This is a genomic window from Streptomyces termitum (assembly GCF_014650175.1).
GTDB classification, from domain to species: Bacteria; Actinomycetota; Actinomycetes; order Streptomycetales; family Streptomycetaceae; genus Streptomyces; species Streptomyces termitum.
This window is the reverse complement of record NZ_BMUL01000025.1, coordinates 23,202-39,220: the sequence shown is the minus strand read 5'-3', so window position 1 is coordinate 39,220 and position 16,019 is coordinate 23,202. Positions and strand designations below refer to the sequence as shown.

At 68.8% G+C, this 16,019-nt stretch carries 11 protein-coding genes; 4 read left to right on the top strand and 7 right to left on the bottom strand.

The annotated features are described in order from the left end of the window. Position 1 precedes the first annotated feature (1 nt). From IE219_RS29885 to tpg, 6 genes are all read right to left on the bottom strand, one after another. The gene (locus IE219_RS29885) at positions 2-1,198 is read right to left on the bottom strand and encodes an exonuclease SbcCD subunit D (RefSeq protein ID WP_189983190.1); all 1,197 of its coding nucleotides are present in this window, start codon (positions 1,196-1,198) and stop codon (positions 2-4) included. Positions 1,199-1,469: 271 nt separating this feature from the next. Next, complete coding sequence (locus IE219_RS29880; RefSeq protein WP_189983188.1) at positions 1,470-3,299, bottom strand: ATP-dependent nuclease; 1,830 nt, start codon at positions 3,297-3,299, stop codon at positions 1,470-1,472. Positions 3,300-3,940: 641 nt separating this feature from the next. Beyond that, entirely contained in the window at positions 3,941-4,648 is a 708-nt protein-coding gene (locus tag IE219_RS29875) for a helix-turn-helix domain containing protein (RefSeq protein ID WP_189983186.1), read from the bottom strand. Further along, entirely contained in the window at positions 4,648-6,765 is a 2,118-nt protein-coding gene (locus IE219_RS29870; protein WP_189983184.1) for a hypothetical protein, read from the bottom strand. The genes IE219_RS29875 and IE219_RS29870 overlap by 1 nt, the downstream gene beginning before the upstream one ends. After that, a complete protein-coding gene (locus IE219_RS29865) occupies positions 6,765-7,346 on the bottom strand; it encodes a DNA-binding protein (RefSeq protein WP_229850205.1) in 582 nt (193 codons plus the stop codon). Before IE219_RS29865 ends, IE219_RS29870 begins: the two co-directional genes overlap by 1 nt. A 367-nt stretch (positions 7,347-7,713) precedes the next feature. Further along, entirely contained in the window at positions 7,714-8,307 is a 594-nt protein-coding gene (gene tpg / locus IE219_RS29860; protein ID WP_189983181.1) for a telomere-protecting terminal protein Tpg, read from the bottom strand. A gap of 46 nt (positions 8,308-8,353) precedes the next feature. Here tpg and IE219_RS32370 point away from each other — a divergent pair, with 46 nt between their 5' ends. Beyond that, a complete protein-coding gene (locus tag IE219_RS32370) occupies positions 8,354-9,409 on the top strand; it encodes a TniQ family protein (protein WP_189983179.1) in 1,056 nt (351 codons plus the stop codon). Between the two features lie 36 nt (positions 9,410-9,445). Here the strand turns inward: IE219_RS32370 and tap are convergent, their stop codons facing one another. Next, the gene (tap, locus tag IE219_RS29850; protein ID WP_189983177.1) at positions 9,446-11,455 is read right to left on the bottom strand and encodes a telomere-associated protein Tap; all 2,010 of its coding nucleotides are present in this window, start codon (positions 11,453-11,455) and stop codon (positions 9,446-9,448) included. A 327-nt stretch (positions 11,456-11,782) separates the two neighbouring features. Here tap and IE219_RS29845 point away from each other — a divergent pair, with 327 nt between their 5' ends. Genes IE219_RS29845 through IE219_RS29835 form a run of 3 tightly spaced genes read left to right on the top strand, consistent with a single transcriptional unit; the run spans position 11,783 to position 16,001 of the window. Then, a complete protein-coding gene (locus tag IE219_RS29845; RefSeq protein WP_189983176.1) occupies positions 11,783-12,538 on the top strand; it encodes a TnsA-like heteromeric transposase endonuclease subunit in 756 nt (251 codons plus the stop codon). A gap of 14 nt (positions 12,539-12,552) precedes the next feature. Further along, positions 12,553-14,955 carry a DDE-type integrase/transposase/recombinase gene (locus IE219_RS29840; RefSeq protein ID WP_189983174.1) on the top strand — a complete coding sequence of 801 codons (2,403 nt, stop codon included), beginning with the start codon at positions 12,553-12,555 and terminating at the stop codon, positions 14,953-14,955. Next, entirely contained in the window at positions 14,955-16,001 is a 1,047-nt protein-coding gene (locus tag IE219_RS29835; RefSeq protein ID WP_189983172.1) for an ATP-binding protein, read from the top strand. Before IE219_RS29840 ends, IE219_RS29835 begins: the two co-directional genes overlap by 1 nt. The last annotated feature ends 18 nt before the right edge of the window (positions 16,002-16,019 follow it).

Sequence of the window (16,019 nt, the reverse complement as noted above, 5' to 3'; positions counted from 1 at the left end):
GTCAGACGGTTTCCTTCTGCTGTTCGTTCAGGCGGGAGGCTTCGACGGCTTGCTGGAGCAGGGCGTGTTCGTCCGGGGTGGGTTCGGTGCCTCGCATGCTGTGGATGAAGTCGGTGGTGATGCCGAGGTCGCTGCGGCCGTGGATGCGTTCGCTGTAGGTGGTGTGGGTGGCCTGGGCGGGAATGCGGGCGGGCCGGTGCTTGAGTTCGGCGGTGTGGGGGAAGCGGCGGCGCAGGCGGGCCATGGCCTCGAAGGGCAGGGCGGTGTCGGTAAGGGTGACCTCGAGCCAGGCGTCTTGCAGTGGTTCGTGGACGGGGTTGGTCAGGAGGTCGTCGATGAGACCGGTGACGCGCTCCAGGCGGCGGGGAACGGGGCAGGGCAGGCGGGTGAGGGTGGGGGCCTTTTCGACAGTGAGGTCGACGAGAGTGGTCGTCTTGGTGTGGCGGGCCTCGGAGAAGGAGTAGGCCAGGGGGGAGCCGCTGTATTGGATGCGGTCGGTGATGGACTGAGCGCCATGCAGGTGGCCGAGGGCGACGTAGTCGATGTCGTGAAAGAGGTCGGCGCCCACGTGGGCGATGCCTCCGACGGTGAGGTCGCGTTCGCTGGTGGATTCCTTGGCCTTGTCGCGTTCTTCGGGCTGTCCGGTGCCGGGGGTGACGAAGGCGTGGGCGAGGACCACGCAGCGGGTGCCGGCCGGATGGTGAGTGGCGAGGTCGGTGCGGATGCGGTCCAGGGCCGCGGTCAGCACGGCGCGGTGGGAGACGGCTTCTGCTTCCAGCGGGGTGCGGGCCATCGAGGGCTCGAGGTAGGGGATGCCATAGACGGCGACGGGACCGTGGGGATCTTCGAGGATGACGGGGGTGTGGCAGGTGGCGGGGTCGGTGCGCAGGTGGATTCCGGTGCGTGCCAGGAGGCCGGAGGCGACGCCGAGGCGGTGGGCGGAGTCGTGGTTTCCGCTGATCATGATGATCGGCACGTTCAGGTCCGCGAGCTGGTGCAGGGCGTGGTTGAACAGGCGTACGGCGTCAAGGCTCGGGATGGCCCGGTCGTAGATGTCTCCGGCCACCAGGACGGCGTCGACGTTCTCGGTTCGCGCGGTGTCGACCAGATGGTCGAGGAAAACGCGCTGGGCGGGTACCAGGTCTTCTGAATGGAAACGTCGGCCCAAGTGCCAGTCGGATGTGTGGAGGAACCTCATGCGCGTACACCTCGAGCTTCGTCACTCAGTGTGATTGTCAGTGCAGGAAGAGAAGATAAGAGGCGTGGGAAGGAGGAGAGATGTCCTCTCCGAGGTCTGCTCGTGCTGGCTGCGTTCCCTCGCCAGGCGGGTGCAGATGGTGTGGGATCGACGCCCGGATTCATGCCCGGCAGTGGGTGGAATCGGTCGGCTGGCATGCGTGGGTGGCGCCGACCGACGAGCAGCGCAAAGAGCGCATGCGGTTGCGCCGGGCGCAGCGGTCGGCGTCTGGTCAGTGAGCGAGTTGCTGTAGTTGGGCGAAGATTTCCCGTAGCTGGTGTGGCACGTCCTCGGGGGTGGTGAGGGTGGTGGCGAGCCCGTAGACCATGGCGGGTTTGCCGTTGGGGCTGGTGTCCTCGGCTTCCTTTTTGATCATGTCGAGGATGTGGGCGCTGAATTTCTTGCCGTCACGGTGTGCCTCGAAGTCGTCCGGGTGCCAGGTCTGGGGTGCGGGCTTGGGCCACAGGGTGTTGGCGGCCTTGGTCCACTGCTCGTTGCTGAAGAGTTCTTCGAGTTCGTTGTAGCCCTCGGCTTCGCCGACGTAGGACACCTGCTGTTCGAGGTTGAGGCCAGTGCGCCTGAGTCGTTCTGTTTTGAAGAGTTTGTTGGTGCGGCTGTCGGCGTCGACCATCAGCATGACGGTGCGCTGGTGTTTGACGAGGTAGCTGGCCAGGTGGAGGGCGCCTTCGTTGTTCTCGCAGCCCCACAGGGCGATGCCCGCGGCCTGGAGCGACATGTTCTGGGCCAGGCGGAAGAGCAGGGGCAGGCTTTTTTGCTCGGTGTCGCCTTCGACGGCGAGGAAGCAGCGTTCGTGGAGCAGGACGGAGTTGCGCAGGCCCAGTGATGCCGCGATCTGGCCGAGATGGAAGTCGATGCCGTCGTGCTGGTCGTCCTTGAGGCGTTCGACGATGGTGCGGCCGCCGGGTCCGAGGCTGAGGTGGACCACGTCGGCGATGTCGACGCCGTCGATGAGGTTCATCGAGTGGGTGGCGACCATGACGTTCACATGAGGCAGGGCGCATTGCTTGCGGACGATGTCCATGACCGTGCGCTGGTGGTGGTAGTCGAGGTGGGTGTCGGGCTCGTCGTAGACGACGATGGTCTGGGTGGGCTGGGTGGCTGCGGGTTCTCCTGATGCGGCCAGTTCGGCGGTCTCCAGGAGGTTGCTGGTCCATTCCCATACCGCCAGGGCGATGCGTCGGGTGCTTCCCTGGCCGGCGCGTGTCAGGTCGACCAGTTCACCGTCGGCCCTCGAAACGTGCAGCGGAGCGCCTTTGAACCCTCCGCTGAAGGAGACCATGGGCTTGACGTTGACGCTGACGTACTCGCCGCAGTGCTGGCGGATGTGGCTGCACAGCGAGTCGGCTTCCTTCTCCAGCCGCTGGTTGATCTCTTGTTCGATCTCGCGGACACGGCCCTGGAGGGTCTCGTCCTCCAGGTGCGTCTTGTAGCTGCTGTTCAGCGCCGTGTGTACGGCGGCGTCGGGGCTTTCGTGTTTCCCGCCGAACGACAAAAGCCGCGGGAGCCGCTCTTCGAGGGCCTTGGGCAGCGGCTGCCATCCCTGCTCCTGGGGGAGGGTTTTGGCGTGTGCCGTGAGTTCCGCGAGCAGGTCCTCTTTGAGACTTCCTGCCGGGGACAGGCCGTACTCGGTGACGAGCTTCGCCAGTACCGGCTTGAGGAGCTGGCTCAGGTCGCGCAGCTTCGGGTCGACGGGCCGGCTGCCGAAGTACTCCAGGCAGGCTGCTTCTCCCAGGGAGGAGCGCCGGCGGATGCGTACGTGCTCGGCCAGGCCGCTACGGCTTCGTTCTTCGGCGTCCAGCCGGAAGTGGCCCTCTACCCAGGTCTCGGCGCATCGCCGGCCTGTGGCGCTCTCTTCACTCTGCGCGTAGGTGCGGTCCTCGTCGGTCAGGCGGTGGTTGCCGAGGAGGAAGGCCAGTGCGGTGAGCACGGCGCTTTTGCCTCCGTCGTTGCGGCCGGCCAGGACGGTCGGCCGGCTGACGGGGATGCCTTCGACATGGGCCAGGGAGCGGAATCCGCGCGCGGAGTAGCTGTCGAGATACACGGGAGCTGCTCCGTATCTCTCTGCCCGACGGTGGACAGAGGCGTGGCGTGCGGCAAGCGCAGATGCTGACGAGGCGCCTGTGCCACTGGCACAGGCCGTCATATTAAGTGCTGTTGAACAACTACAGGATGTTTTGCGTCAGTTGGACCGGCCAGTAGCTTTGCCGGCAGGCCTCATCGGGGCCCGTTCCCTCAGGGAGCTGGGCCCGCACACTCCCGCGTTCGTACGTAAGAGCGATATGGGCGGAGGTGTGCTGCCGGCTTGGATTCGTCCGTGGAGCTAGGTAGCAGCTTGCTTCAACCACCTTGGTTTGGTGCCTTTTTATTGTCTTCCGTCAGCCGTCTTGGGCTGCGAGAGGTCTTTCGTGTGCTTCGCCGGGGATCGGTGAAGCACCGGTAGGGGTGCCGGCGGATGTGCGCGGGCGGTCTGGGCACAGGCGAGGATACCGGTGACGCTCGGGCGGCGGTGTGGCTGAAAGCCATACGAACCGCTCGCTTCTCCGCTCGATGCGCAGGGCATCTGGCTTGAAGTGGAGGCGCCGGATCAGCTGCGGCCGGATTGTGGCGGCCGGGCGCACGCCGGGACGTCGCCCGAGCGTGTACGGCCGCTGAGGCATCCGGCTCGTTTTGCGGTGTGAGCGGTCAGCGCGGGCGCCAGGTCCGTACCTCAAGGTGTGTGATGGGGGCGTCCGGGCGGATGCGGCCCGTTTCGAGGAGCCACCTGTGAACGGCGGCTGTGACGTCGCCGCCTTCCGCATCGACGCGGTGAGCGAAGTCGGCGGCGTCGAAGCCTCCCGTCGCGGCGGATCCGTAGGAGCGTTCCTCGGTGTGGTCGGCGCGTTGGACGACATCGCGGCGGATGCCCGGCGAGTCGGTTCGGCTGCCCGAGGCGAGGGTGTAGCCGCTCTTGGGCATGCGGATGGTGAAGGCGAGGCGGAGGCCCTGGCGGGCGGCTTCGGCGATCAGTGGGCGCAGGCGTGCGGCGCCGGAGGCGATGGCCTGGGCGCCGGCGCGGCCGGTGCCGGTTCCGGCAGGGGTGATGAGAACGGCTTTGGTACGCACGCGGGCCCGGGCGCCGGAGGTGGTGGTGCGCCGGGTGATGTGGGGGGCGGCGATGCCAGCGAGTTCGTCGAGGTCGGTGATGCCCGCGGTGCGGACGGCGGCGAGAACGCGGGTGAGGGCGGGAACGAAGGCGGCGCCTTTGCCTCGTGTGTAGAACTGTGAGACGAGGGAGGGGTCGCGGTCGATGATGCGGGCGATGCTGCGCTTGGTAAAGCCCGCGGCTTGGAGATCGTCGGCGAGGCGGACGGCTTCGCCTGGCTGCGGGGCCCCGGGAGCATGGGAGGGCATCAGGTCTCCTTGAGGGCTGTGCGGCCGGCGTCGCGCAGCGCGAGGAGCTGCTCTTCGGTGGTGGGGGCGGCAAGGGGGCCGGTGAGGTGGCCCTTGTTGAGGTAGTCGCCGGGCTGGCCGTGGTAGGGCCAGGGCTGGGGGGCGGTGAGGTAGACGGCGTCGGTGCGGAAGGCGACGACGGCGCCGGGTGGGGTGTGCAGGGCTCCGGCGTAGGTGTTGTCGTCGCGATGGCGCTGGGAGAGCAGGGCGGCGCGGGCACCGGACCAGATGGCGGCGGCCCATTCGGGGTGGGCGTTGGGGTCGCGGGTGAAGCCGGTGGGCCGCTGCCAGGTGATCGTCTCGTCGGTGAAGCCGATGATCTCGGCGTCGGCGGGAACGTCGCGCTCCGCGGTGCGGGGGGTGGTACCGGTGACCATGCGGGGGCGCTGGGCGAAGGAGCCGATGCCGTAGAGGAGCAGGGAGCGGACGGCGCGTGAGGCGAGGCGTGCGGCCTGCCGCTGGGCGGGGTCGCCGTGGAGGTCGGCCTGGGCGGCGAGGGTGGACCAGGCTTCTTTGAGTTTCCTGGCCCAGTCGTCGAGGGGTTTGCCGTCGCCGAAGAGGAGGCCGTCGAGGATCTCGATGCGCCAGGGGGTGAGCGGGTTGGTCAGCGCGGTGTGGATCTCGGGGCCCCCGGCCCAGGTGGTGAAGGTGGTGCCGGGGGTGGCGGGGTAGTGCCAGGCGCGGTCGCCGGGGGCGGGGGCGGGCAGCAGGCCGACGTGGTTCCAGGTGTCAGGAACGGTGACGCGCACATGCCAGTGGCCGCAGCCATAAAGGGCCTTGACCTGCTCTTTTTCGCTCCAGGAGGCGAAGGTGCGGGCGGTGATGCGGCGGGGTGTGCCGACGGGGGATTTCCAGGTGTGCTTGGCGTAGGCGAACGTGCGGTCGTACTCCACCAGGGCGGGCAGCTGGTCGGGGACGGCGGGCGGGGTGATGAGTTCGGTGCGGCCCTGGCCGGCGGTGGCGTGCAGGAGACCGCGGAGCTCTTCGGACAGGACGGGGTAGCCGTCGGCGTGCTGACCGCGGGCGGGGATGGTGCGGGTCCACAGGTCGCGTCCGGTCTGGGAGGGCGAGCCCATCAGGACGGCGTCGTTCCAGTGGGCGCGCAGGGCCTTCCATAGCAGGACGAAGGCGTCGCGGACGGTGGTGGGTTCGGCGCCTTCGGGGTCGAACCACTCCCCCACCGAGCGGACCTCGACGTGGTGGCGGCCGTTGTCACTCTGGTAGCGGCCGACGGGGTTGCGCGGGTGGACGAAGTGCCCGGCCATCTTGTCCTTGCCGCGGCCGGTGTCGGTTCGCCAGCCGTCGATGGGCTCGTTCAGCCAGGCGGCGACGGCATCCTTGAGGAAGGGGTGACGGTCAGCCTGGTGGTGCCAAGGATCGCCTGCGGTGATGAAGATCCGCTCGGTTCCTTCGGGAACGGCGTGGAATACGGCCTGGAGGATGGTCGCGGCGCGAGTGTCGGGCAGCGCCAGGCGCAGAGTCTGGTCGCGGTGGACCAGGATGCCGGTGGCGGTGTCGAGGAAGACGGTGGAGCGGGCCTGCTGGGTGAAGTTCGGGTGGGTGGAAGCGAGGTTCGGGGTGCAGGCGAACCAGCGATCGCCCTCGGGGCTTTGAGGGATCGAGGGCAGCTCTCGCCCGTGCCCGGCCGTGGGGGTGTTGTTCGCGGGCTCCGGCGAAGGCGCGGCGGTCGGCTCCAGCGCGGCAGGGGTGGTTGCCGTCGGTGCCGCGGGCGTCGCAGGAGGTGCGGCGGGCTCGTCGACATGAGCCGCGCGGGCAGGAGCGGGGATTTCGGCCTGCCGGCCGGAGGCGGCGGGAGGCGGAGTCTCCCCGTCAGGTTGGGCTCCGGGGGCGGTGAGGTGCTCGGGGGCGAGGGCAGGGGCGATCTGGACGATGTCGGCGAGGCTGAGGCCTGCGGCTGGGGCGATGCGTTCGGCGTTGGCCTTCTCGTATGCGGCGAGTGTGCGGATCTTCTTGTCACGGGCGGCTTCGAGCCTGGCCAGAGCGCTGCGGGCCCGCTTGATCTCATCCCGGTCCGCGCGGAGTTCGGCGAGGACAGCGTTGTAGGTCTTGGTGTCCATCACGGTCCCTCGGGGTCGGGGTGGTGGGTGGAGACGTAGGCGATCGGGCCGCCGGATTCGGAGGGCAGGCGGGCCGCGAGCAGCAGTTCGGCGGCGGCGCGGTCTTCGTCGGTGGTCGCCGTGATGTGGATGCGTGGGCTGACCAGGTCGGTGACGTAGCCGGCGAGCTGCATGCCGGGGAAGCGGTGGCGTCCGCGGCCGTTGCTCTCCCAGCGCTGCAGGCCGGTGAGGACGGCCACGACGTATCCGGCGACGGTGACGGGAAGCACGCGGCCCGCCGCAATGCTGGGGGCGTCGCATCGCCACCAGCCGGTGAGCCGGTCCAGCACGGCTCGTTCGTCCAGGTCGGCCGAGAATCCGGATCCCGGGCCGTCGTCGGGCGCCTGCTGGCTGTCCGGCAGCTTGGCCGGCTCGACGCGCAGGACCGCTATCTCGCGAGCGGCAAGGTGATGCAGCGGGGCATGGCTCCGTGCGGCCAGTGCCTGGACCGCTTCCAGTGGCACGACGACCCGCACGCCCCGGGAGGTCGTGCCGGGGATCAGGTTCGCGCGGGTGAGGCGGCGGAAGGTGGTGATGGCCATGCCGAGCTCGCTGGCAGCCTGCCCGGTTGTCAGAAGCACGCCCCACCCCACTTTCATGCTCGATCAGATATTTGATTCAGCATATACTGTAGCCGATGGTGGAACGCCGCCTGCAACCAGCGGTTGGCATGTCAACATCTCGGATCCGAGCGCCGTGGCTGGGTGCCATGGCGTGACCGTGCTCGGCGAACAGGGCGGCCCGGCCAGCGCTTTCCCGTTCACCAGCATGCGAACTTGAATATCTGATCAGGCGTGATCTGCGTCGGCCGCAAAGCCGCCCGTTCCTCTTGAGTACGGGTGCCGTCCGCTGTGCCCCAGGGCATGGGGGCGCAGCGGTCTGCGCCTGTTCGGGCCCCCGTTGGCTCCGTCAGTAGTAGAACTCGAGGTAGTCGATGCGTTCGATCCTCACCGTTTCGGTGGTTCCCTGGGGCCTGTTGCGGTGGAAGTAGCAGGCGCTGAGCGCATCGCTGAGGAGGGTGACCAGTTCCTGCTCTGGTGCGTCACGGTGCCAGGCGCTGAACAGCGCCTCGACGTGGGGGGCGTGAAGGCTGAGGGTGAGTGTCCGCAATCGCGGGTCGTCGCTGGAGCCGGCTGCGGCGGTGAAGCCGAGCCAGGCTCGGAAGCTGATCATCATCTGTCCGTTGTTGTGCAGGATGGTGGCGTGAGCGCGGCGGCGGATGCGGGGTTGCCACAGGCGGATGACTTCTCGTTCGACGGCCTGTTGCAGGGCGCTGTTCTCGTGGTCTCCTCCCTGGCTGCCTGGCAGGTTGCCGAAGGACTCCAGGGCCTGGGGTGTTGTGTGAAGGCGTGCGGCAAGCGCGGTGTGGTCGTGGCCGTTCTTGCTCAGGAGGAAGGCCAGCCGCGCTCGTCGCGAACGGGGCGGGTTGCGTGTCCAGTGGCGGGCGTCTGCCCGGTCGAGGGCTTCTTGGACGGTGTTGGCGCTCAGGCTCAGAGGCGGCATCGTTCCTTCTGGCGTGTGGCTTGTGATGTCAGTGAGGAGCGGGTAGGTGCACGTGGGGATGATGGCGGTGTTGCCACGCCGGGTGGAGTTGATCCGTGGGGAGACGCTCGCCTCGTACATGTGGAGGCTCGCCGATCGCAATGGGATGGCCTTCGAGGAGTTGGCGAGGCGGATCGGCGGGCCGAGGACGGTCGGACAGGCTGACGCCGAGACGCAAGAGGTACAGCTGGGCCCGGTGGCTCGGCAGCGTCTTGCCGAGGTCAGCGGTCGCGCGGTGGAGCAGATGGAGCGGGCTTTGCCGTCGTGGGCCGCAGGCCGGATCGGGGCGCGTGCTCGTCAGCAGGTACGGATCGAGGCCTGGCCTGTGGAGCAGTGTCCGGTGCAGGCGTGTGCGCTGTGTGTGGCGGGGCGTAGTGAGCGTCCGGTGTGGCGGGTTCATGGCGAGCAGTGGGCGGTCTGTACGCGGCATGGCCGATGGACGGGGCGGGCTGATGGGCGCTTTCAGGTGGGGCTGTCGGGGCTGCCAGAGGTGGTGGGGGCGCATGTCCGCAGAGTTCGTCTCGAGCGCAGGACGGGTGTGTACGGGCGGGCGTTGATGGCGGATGCGCAGCAGGTGGCTGTGTATTGGTGGCAGTGTCGTCAGATGGGTGCGCGGGGGGTGTGGCGCCGGCGGCAGGAGGTGCTGGGGGTGGACCGGTCGGCGCTGTGGGCGGTGCCGCTGGTGGTGTATCCGGAGGCTGTGATCGTGGCGGAGTCGATGGCGGTGCGGGAGCGGCAGCGTGCGGTGGGGCGGAGTTTCGCGGGCGGCCCTGCCGGCTGGTCGACGGGCCGGTGGGTCGAATGGGTGGGTGAGCGTCTGGGGATGGGCGAGGAGATGGCTGAGGGGGGTCATCGTGCTCTGGAGGCGTGGCTGATGGCGCACCGCAACACGGTGCCGGTGGTGCAGCGGCTTGCTCGGGAGGTGCGGCCGGCGGGGCGGAGTGTGCCGCTTGCGTTGTTGGAGCCTCATCGTGTGATTCCTTCAGCCGGCCCGTTGGAGGAGGTGTCGTGTCTGCCTTGGCGGCTGGGGTCGCCGATGACGAGCGTGGCGTTCAGGGGCTGAGGGCCAGGTCTTCAGCCCCCTTGCAAGGGGTGGGGGTCAGCTGTTCTTGATGTAGCGGGCGGGGTTGAGGCCTTGGCTGTGCTGCTGGTGGAACCAGCTGATGGCCCGGGTGCCTTCCTCTTTGGCGAAGCCGGGGTTGACGCCGAGGCAGAACAGTCCGGGGATTCCTCGTCCGTCGGGTCCGGATGGGACGACGTCGAGTGCGCTGGGTGTGTGTGCGGGGTAGACGACGCAGTCGGACAGGACGGCGAGGGGGTAGCGTCCGGTGCGCTCGGCGGTTTTGATCATCTTGCGGTGTGTGTTGACGCGGGCGCGGGAGATGACAGCAGCGCGGATGTCGGGGCGCCAGGTGGGGCTGTCCAGTGCGGCCCAGCGCTGGTAGGGGGTGGTGGTCTCCCGCGGGCCTTCCCTCAGTTTGCCGAGGCCTCCCTTTCCGGTTGCTTTGATGGCGGACAGCAGGGCGAGCAGGGCGGGGTCGGCCTCGGGCAGGGTGTTCATGGCCTGCAGGAACCGCTCTTGGGGGATGTCCTGGTGGATTCCGGCCTCGGCCATGGTGGCGAGGTAGGCGTCGCGGAGCCGCTCGTACCAGGGGGTGAGGTAGGGGCCGTGGTCGTCGCGGAGGTAGGCCTCGAGGGGCTTGATGGTGGCGCCGAGGTCTTTGACCGCGTAGTCGAGGGTGGGGGTGGCGTACCAGGCGGGGCCGGTGGGCGGCTGTCCGGTGGAGGTGAACGGGGAGGGCAGGCGGGGGTCGGTGGGGATGTGGGAGAGGTCGCAGAGCCAGGTGCCGGGGATCTTTCGGTCGAAGGTCGGGTTGTGGATGTGGCGGGGCGGGGAGTTCAGGCCGACGGATGCGCTGGAGGCTGCGGCGATGAAGGCGAGGTTGATGTCGAGGCCCACGACGTGGGCGAATGCGGCGTTCTCGGTGTCGGTGGGTGTCCGGCTCCAGTCCCAGGCTTCCTCGTCCATGGCGTCCTGGGGAAGGCGGCCTTGGGCGAGGGGGTGGGCGTCGTGGGCCTCGGGTGGGGCCGGGTCGAGGGGTTCCCAAAGCGCCCCGGGGTTGGGGGACGACACGCGTCTGCGGTCGGTGTGCGACCATCGTCCGCGGGTTGGGGGGCGTAGTGCGGTCATGAGCTCCTGGCCGCACACGGCGGTCGACCCTCTCGGGGTGAGGACGCGGTCGGCGTAGGTGCCCAGGAGCCTGGCCAGTGGGGCTGGGGCGAGGGGCGGCAGGTTCCATCCGTCGCGGTCGGACAGGGCTCCCCAGCCGGTCACGGCAAGTTGCACGGATGCCCGTTTGCCGTCGGTGACGGGCAGGTAGGCCCGGGCCCAGGGGCCGAAGCCGCGGCGGGTGAGTTTGAAGCCGGCGGCGCGCAGGTTCACGATCTGCGGGTGACTGTCGGGAAGACGCAGGCGGGCCCGGTCCTCCAGGTCCATGGGGAGACCGAGGAATTGTGAGGCGGCAGGGGTCAAGACGAGGAGGGGGTCGCCGGCGCGGTCGTGGGAGCTCAGCGCGTCTCGTCCGATGCCGGCGTCGATCGCCCACTGCAGCAGGTCGACGAGGTGGTCGGCGGGAATCTCGGTGGAGCTCTGGTCGGCGAAGAAGGCCGTGAGGGCTGGGCCTGTCTGGTCGACGACGGCCAGCGGTCCGCGGGGGAATCCGGGCCTTCGGCGCGTACCGCGGTGCGGAGCGGCAGCCTGCGGGGCTGGACGTGGCTGCGGTTCGGTCTGCCGCGGCAGGCGCGGGATGGGGGCGGGTGGTTCTTCGGGTGCTCCGGCTTCGCTCTGCGGGGGCGCGTCCAGGGCGAGCAGGCCCGCCAGAAGGCGGGCATAGCCCGCGCGCTGGATGCCTTGCGGATCGCCGGCGCCGCTTTCCCAGGCTTCGATGTCCTGGGCCTGGCACTGCAACGCGTCTGCCAGCTGTTCCCGTGTGAGGTGGGCCCGCTGCCTCAGCCGGGCGCGCCCCTCGGGCGGGGGCAGGGGTGTCTGCAGGGACTCCAGAAGGGCATCGACGCGGGCGAATACCGAGGCTTCTTGTTCGTCTCGCACGACGTGGGAATCTCGCAGGTTCTGTCTGCTTGGCACATGAGTTCTGGTCATCGTCGCGCCAGCGGTCTGCGTGGTCCCGTGGCCGCCGGGAGCCACGAAATACGGACAATCCCACCCCGCGTGCTCTCATTCAACAGCCGTGAGAATGACGGGAATTGTTCACCCTTCCTTCCGGTCTGCCGCATGGTTCAGGTATCGGCTCACGCCGTCCGCAGCGGTGCGGGCGCACAAGTGTGCCGTACTCGTCACCGCGGCGGCTGCGACGCTCTGCGCTGCGCTGTGAACGTTGGCGGTGGGCAGCTGGTCGTTCGGTGCAGGGAAGCATGGATGTCGGGGAGCCTGCAGGTCGTTCACCGTGATGAGCGGGGGCGGGAGGTCAGTCTGCCTGCCGGGCAGGCAGCGGGAGTCCGGCTGACCGGAGGGGAGCCGGTGTGGGTTCCCCTCCGGCATCCTTCCGAGCGCAGCATCGTGACGTACTGGTGGTCGGCGACGACGGGCAGGCATGTGGGCTGCCGGTCGCTTGAGCGCCTGTCGGTGGCCATGCTGCTGGACTTCCATCCGAACGTGACCGAGTTCTCTGCCTGGACGGCGCGTCTGGAATGGCGCGAGCGGGGCCGCGTCCGGCGTTTTGTGCCGGACTTCTTCGTACCCACAGCAGCGGGTGAGACGGTGATGGTGGCCTGTCCACCAGCTAAGGGCCCCAGCTCGAGGTGGCAGCGGCAGGAAGATGTGCTCAAGGAGGCATGCTCCGAGGCGGGGTGGCAGCTGGGGTCTCCTCGGCTACCTCGGCCTGTGGCCATGGCCAACTTGCGCTGGATTTCCCGCTACCGGCATCCCCGGTACGCCGACGCGGTGATGGAGCGGGCGCTGCTCGACGCGTTCAAGGCGCCGGCCGGGCTTGTGGAAGGTATCGAGAATGCGGGGCTGCCTCCTCTTCAGGCGTTGCCCCGTCTGTATCACCTGATGTGGCGGCGTGAGTTGAGGATGGACTGGAGTATCTCTCTGGGGCCGGCCACGGTGGTCCGCCGTGGCGGGGGTTCTGTGACGTCGATGGGGCCGTTCCGGGTCGGAGAGCCGACGTGATGGCGAGGGCGGCTGTGGCCGAGCGGGTGTCGCGTGCGCATCATGGCCTGCTGTCGTGCGGGGACATGGTGCGCTGGCGGGGCGAGCGGTACTCGGTGGTGCTGCTGGACGGGGTGATGGTGCATCTGGCGCCGCGGCCGGGAAGCGGCCTGCCTCTGGTGGCTCTTCCGGTCGGGCTTCTGGCTTCGGCCCGGGACTTCGCTGTCCTGGACGCCGAGGGCCGGCCGGTCAAGTACGCTCCGATCGCCGACTTCGGTCTTATGGAGGGAATCAGTCCCGAGGCTGACCGTGAGGCCCGTATCTGGGAGCGGCACGTCATCGAGGTGGCGACCGGACTGCTGCCCGGGCAGGCCGAGGATGCCACGCCCCGGCCGGGGTACGCGCCAGGTGAGTTCACGCTGATCGAGCGGTACAAGACGAAAGCGGCCGAGCTCAACGCGGTGCTGGACTTCGACGTGTCGTGGCACACCGTTCAGCGCAAGCGGCTGCAGTACGAGAAGAACGGTGTGTGGGGGCTGGTCGACAAGCGGCGCACCAGGATGCCGTCGCTGTACGGGCGGTGCGATCCGCGCATGGTCGATGTCCTTTTGCAGCTGGTCCGGGAGCGGGAGGGCAAGGTTGCGATCACCGCCTCGGCGCTGTTCACGCTGGTGCGCCGCACGGTGCGCCGCGAGTACGGGCCCACGATGAAGGTGCCGCCTGACACCACGCTGTACAAGCTGCTGGACCGGCTCGGGATCAGGGTGACGGATCTGCGGTCCGCCTCGCGCCGGAAGCCGGGGGCAGGCAACACGCCCGGGCCGCCGTTCGGGACGACGACCGCGGTGGCGCCGGGTGAGCTGGTGCAGATCGATTCCACGGAACTGGATGTGAAGGTCCTGGGCGATGACGGGCTGCCGACATCGGTCGAGCTGACGGTGATGGTGGATGTCGCCACCCGCAGCATCCTCGCGGCGGTCCTGCGGCCCAAGACCTCCCGGCACCGCCGGGCACGCAAGGGCTCGCAGCGGCTGGGGCTGGTGGCCTCGCGCAAGAGTCCGGGGCGTGCCACGAAGGCGGTGGACGCCACGCTGCTGCTGGCGCAGGCCCTGGTCCCGCTGCCGATGCGGCCGGGCTTCTCCGCGGCCGCGCACGCGTCGGCTTCCGATCTTCCCTATGAGGAGTTGGTGGCCGCGGACGAACGCATGCTGCGGGCGGCGAGCCGGCCGGTGATCTTCCCGGATCTGATCGTGATCGACCACGGGTCGGTCTTCACGGGAACGGCGTTCTTCGACGCCTGCGCCTACCTGGGCATCTCGGTGCGTCCCGCCCGCGTCCGCACGCCGACCGACAAGGCGATCATCGAGCGGACCAACGGCTCGATCAAGTCGCTGTTCAGCCAGTACGTGAACACCTACACCGGCAACAGGCCCGGCTACCGGGCGCGGACCGTGGACGGGGAAGAGCTGTTCACGCTCGCCCAGCTCGACGACCTGCTGCAGGAGTGGATCGTCCTGGGCTGGCAGAACCGTGTCCACGACGAGCTGCGCAGCCCCTACGACCCGAACCTTCCTGCGCTCACCCCGAACCAGATGTACGCGGCCACGGTGCGGGCGGCCGGATATATCCCGGTCCCCCTGGGCCGGGACGACTATCTGAGGCTGCTGCCCACCGCCTGGGTCGGGGTCAGTGACGAGGGCATCCGGTTCATGAACCGTGTCTATGAGAACCCCGAGGGAAAGCTCGACCCGTACCGCAACCGCCGGTCGGGGCTCGGCGGCAAACGTCGCGGCGGCTGGCAGCTGCGCTACAACCCCTACGCCCCCGAGCATGTATGGCTGTATGACCACGAGAAGACGCAGTGGGTCGAGGCGTCGTTCCGGCATCAGCATCTGATCGGTGCGCCGTGGACGCAGTACCTGTGGGACATCGCGACGACCGAGCATCTGGCGCGCGGTGGCCGCAAAGACGATGACGACGCCATCGCCCAGGCGCTGGCTGAGCTTCTGGAGCGTGCCGGGCAAGGCCCGCAGGAGACGACCGCAGCTGTGGTTCCGGACGGATGGGGGCCGCAGTTCCCTCCGCCCGCCCCGGCGCCCGTGTTCGACCCCTACGCCGCGTTGGACGCCTCTGCTGCGGGCCAGGATTCGGGGGAGCTGGATCTGCCCGACGACGGCATGTACGGGCTGCCCGGGCCGGCCGACCTGTCACGGCGCGCTCTGGGCGGCGGTGACCCGCTGTTCTTGAGCCCTGCCTCGCAAGGCAGCGCCTGGAGCGCCGAGGCGATGGCCGCGTTCAAGGACAGCTACTTCGACGGTCTGCCGCCGCTGGACCCCGACGGTGCCGCTCGCGCCAAGCCGTCCGGCGAGCTTGGGCTGCCGGGTCTTGAAGGTGATCTGTTCGATCTTTCCGACCCTGACCTGGACCCGGAGGACTGATGGTGAAGCGGCCGAGTATCGGCGACGAGGAACTGCGCGACCTGGTCGACGGGCCTGATCAGCTGCGCCCGCCCGCGCCGGAATGGTGCGACACCCTGACGAACTGGCGTGCCTCGGTCGATCGCGTCCTTGATCCGCCGGATCTGGCGGACTGCGCTCCGCTGGGCACCGAGGTCAGCCCGGACGACCCCCGGTTCGTGTTCCACGGCAGCATGCGCCCGGTGGAGACACCGGCGATCAAAACCGCCAGGCTGGTGGTGAAGCGCCAGCTCTACGCCAACGCCAAGAGGACCTCGGGGCGGCTCGGTGTGATCATCCAGGGCCCGTCCGGCACCGGGAAGACCTCGCTGATGCGGTACGTGGGCCGGGACCTGGAAGTACGGCTGAACAACCGCTACGGCCGCAACGACGACCGGATCCCGGTCGTCGCGCTCAGCGTGCCGGACAAGGGCCGCGGAGGAACACGGAACTGGAGCGGGGCCTTCGCCCGCTTCCTCGGGCTGGAAGGGTCGCTGGGCAGCGACCCGACCGATTCGATCTGCTACGTGATGCGGCACTGCCACACCCAGCTCGTCCTCATCGACGGCATCCACCGGCTGCAGCACGGCGCCGATGTGAAGCAGACCTTCGCCTACCTCGAGCACATCAGCGATGAGACCGGGGCAACGTTCGTCTACTGCGGCCGCAACAGCCGTGCCATCGTCGACCCCTATCTGCGGGACAGCGAGACACCGCGGGACAAGAACGAAGATCCCTGGGGCGACCACCCCGTCCTGATGACCAGCCGCCTGGGCTACGACCAGGAAGGCAAGGACCGCTTCCGCCGCATCGTCAACGAGTTCGACAAGGACCTGCGGCTCTACCATCACCACGCCGGCGACCTGACCGGCCTGTCCCCCGTCCTGCACGTGCGCAGCAAGGGCTACCTGCGGGCCCTGTCCCAGCTCATCTGCCAGGCGGCCCAGCACGCCATGCTGTCCGGCGAGGAACGCATCAGCGAAGAGCTCCTCGACACCCTCACGGTCGGACGAGTCATCAACATCTGATCGCCCGCTCCGGCCCGC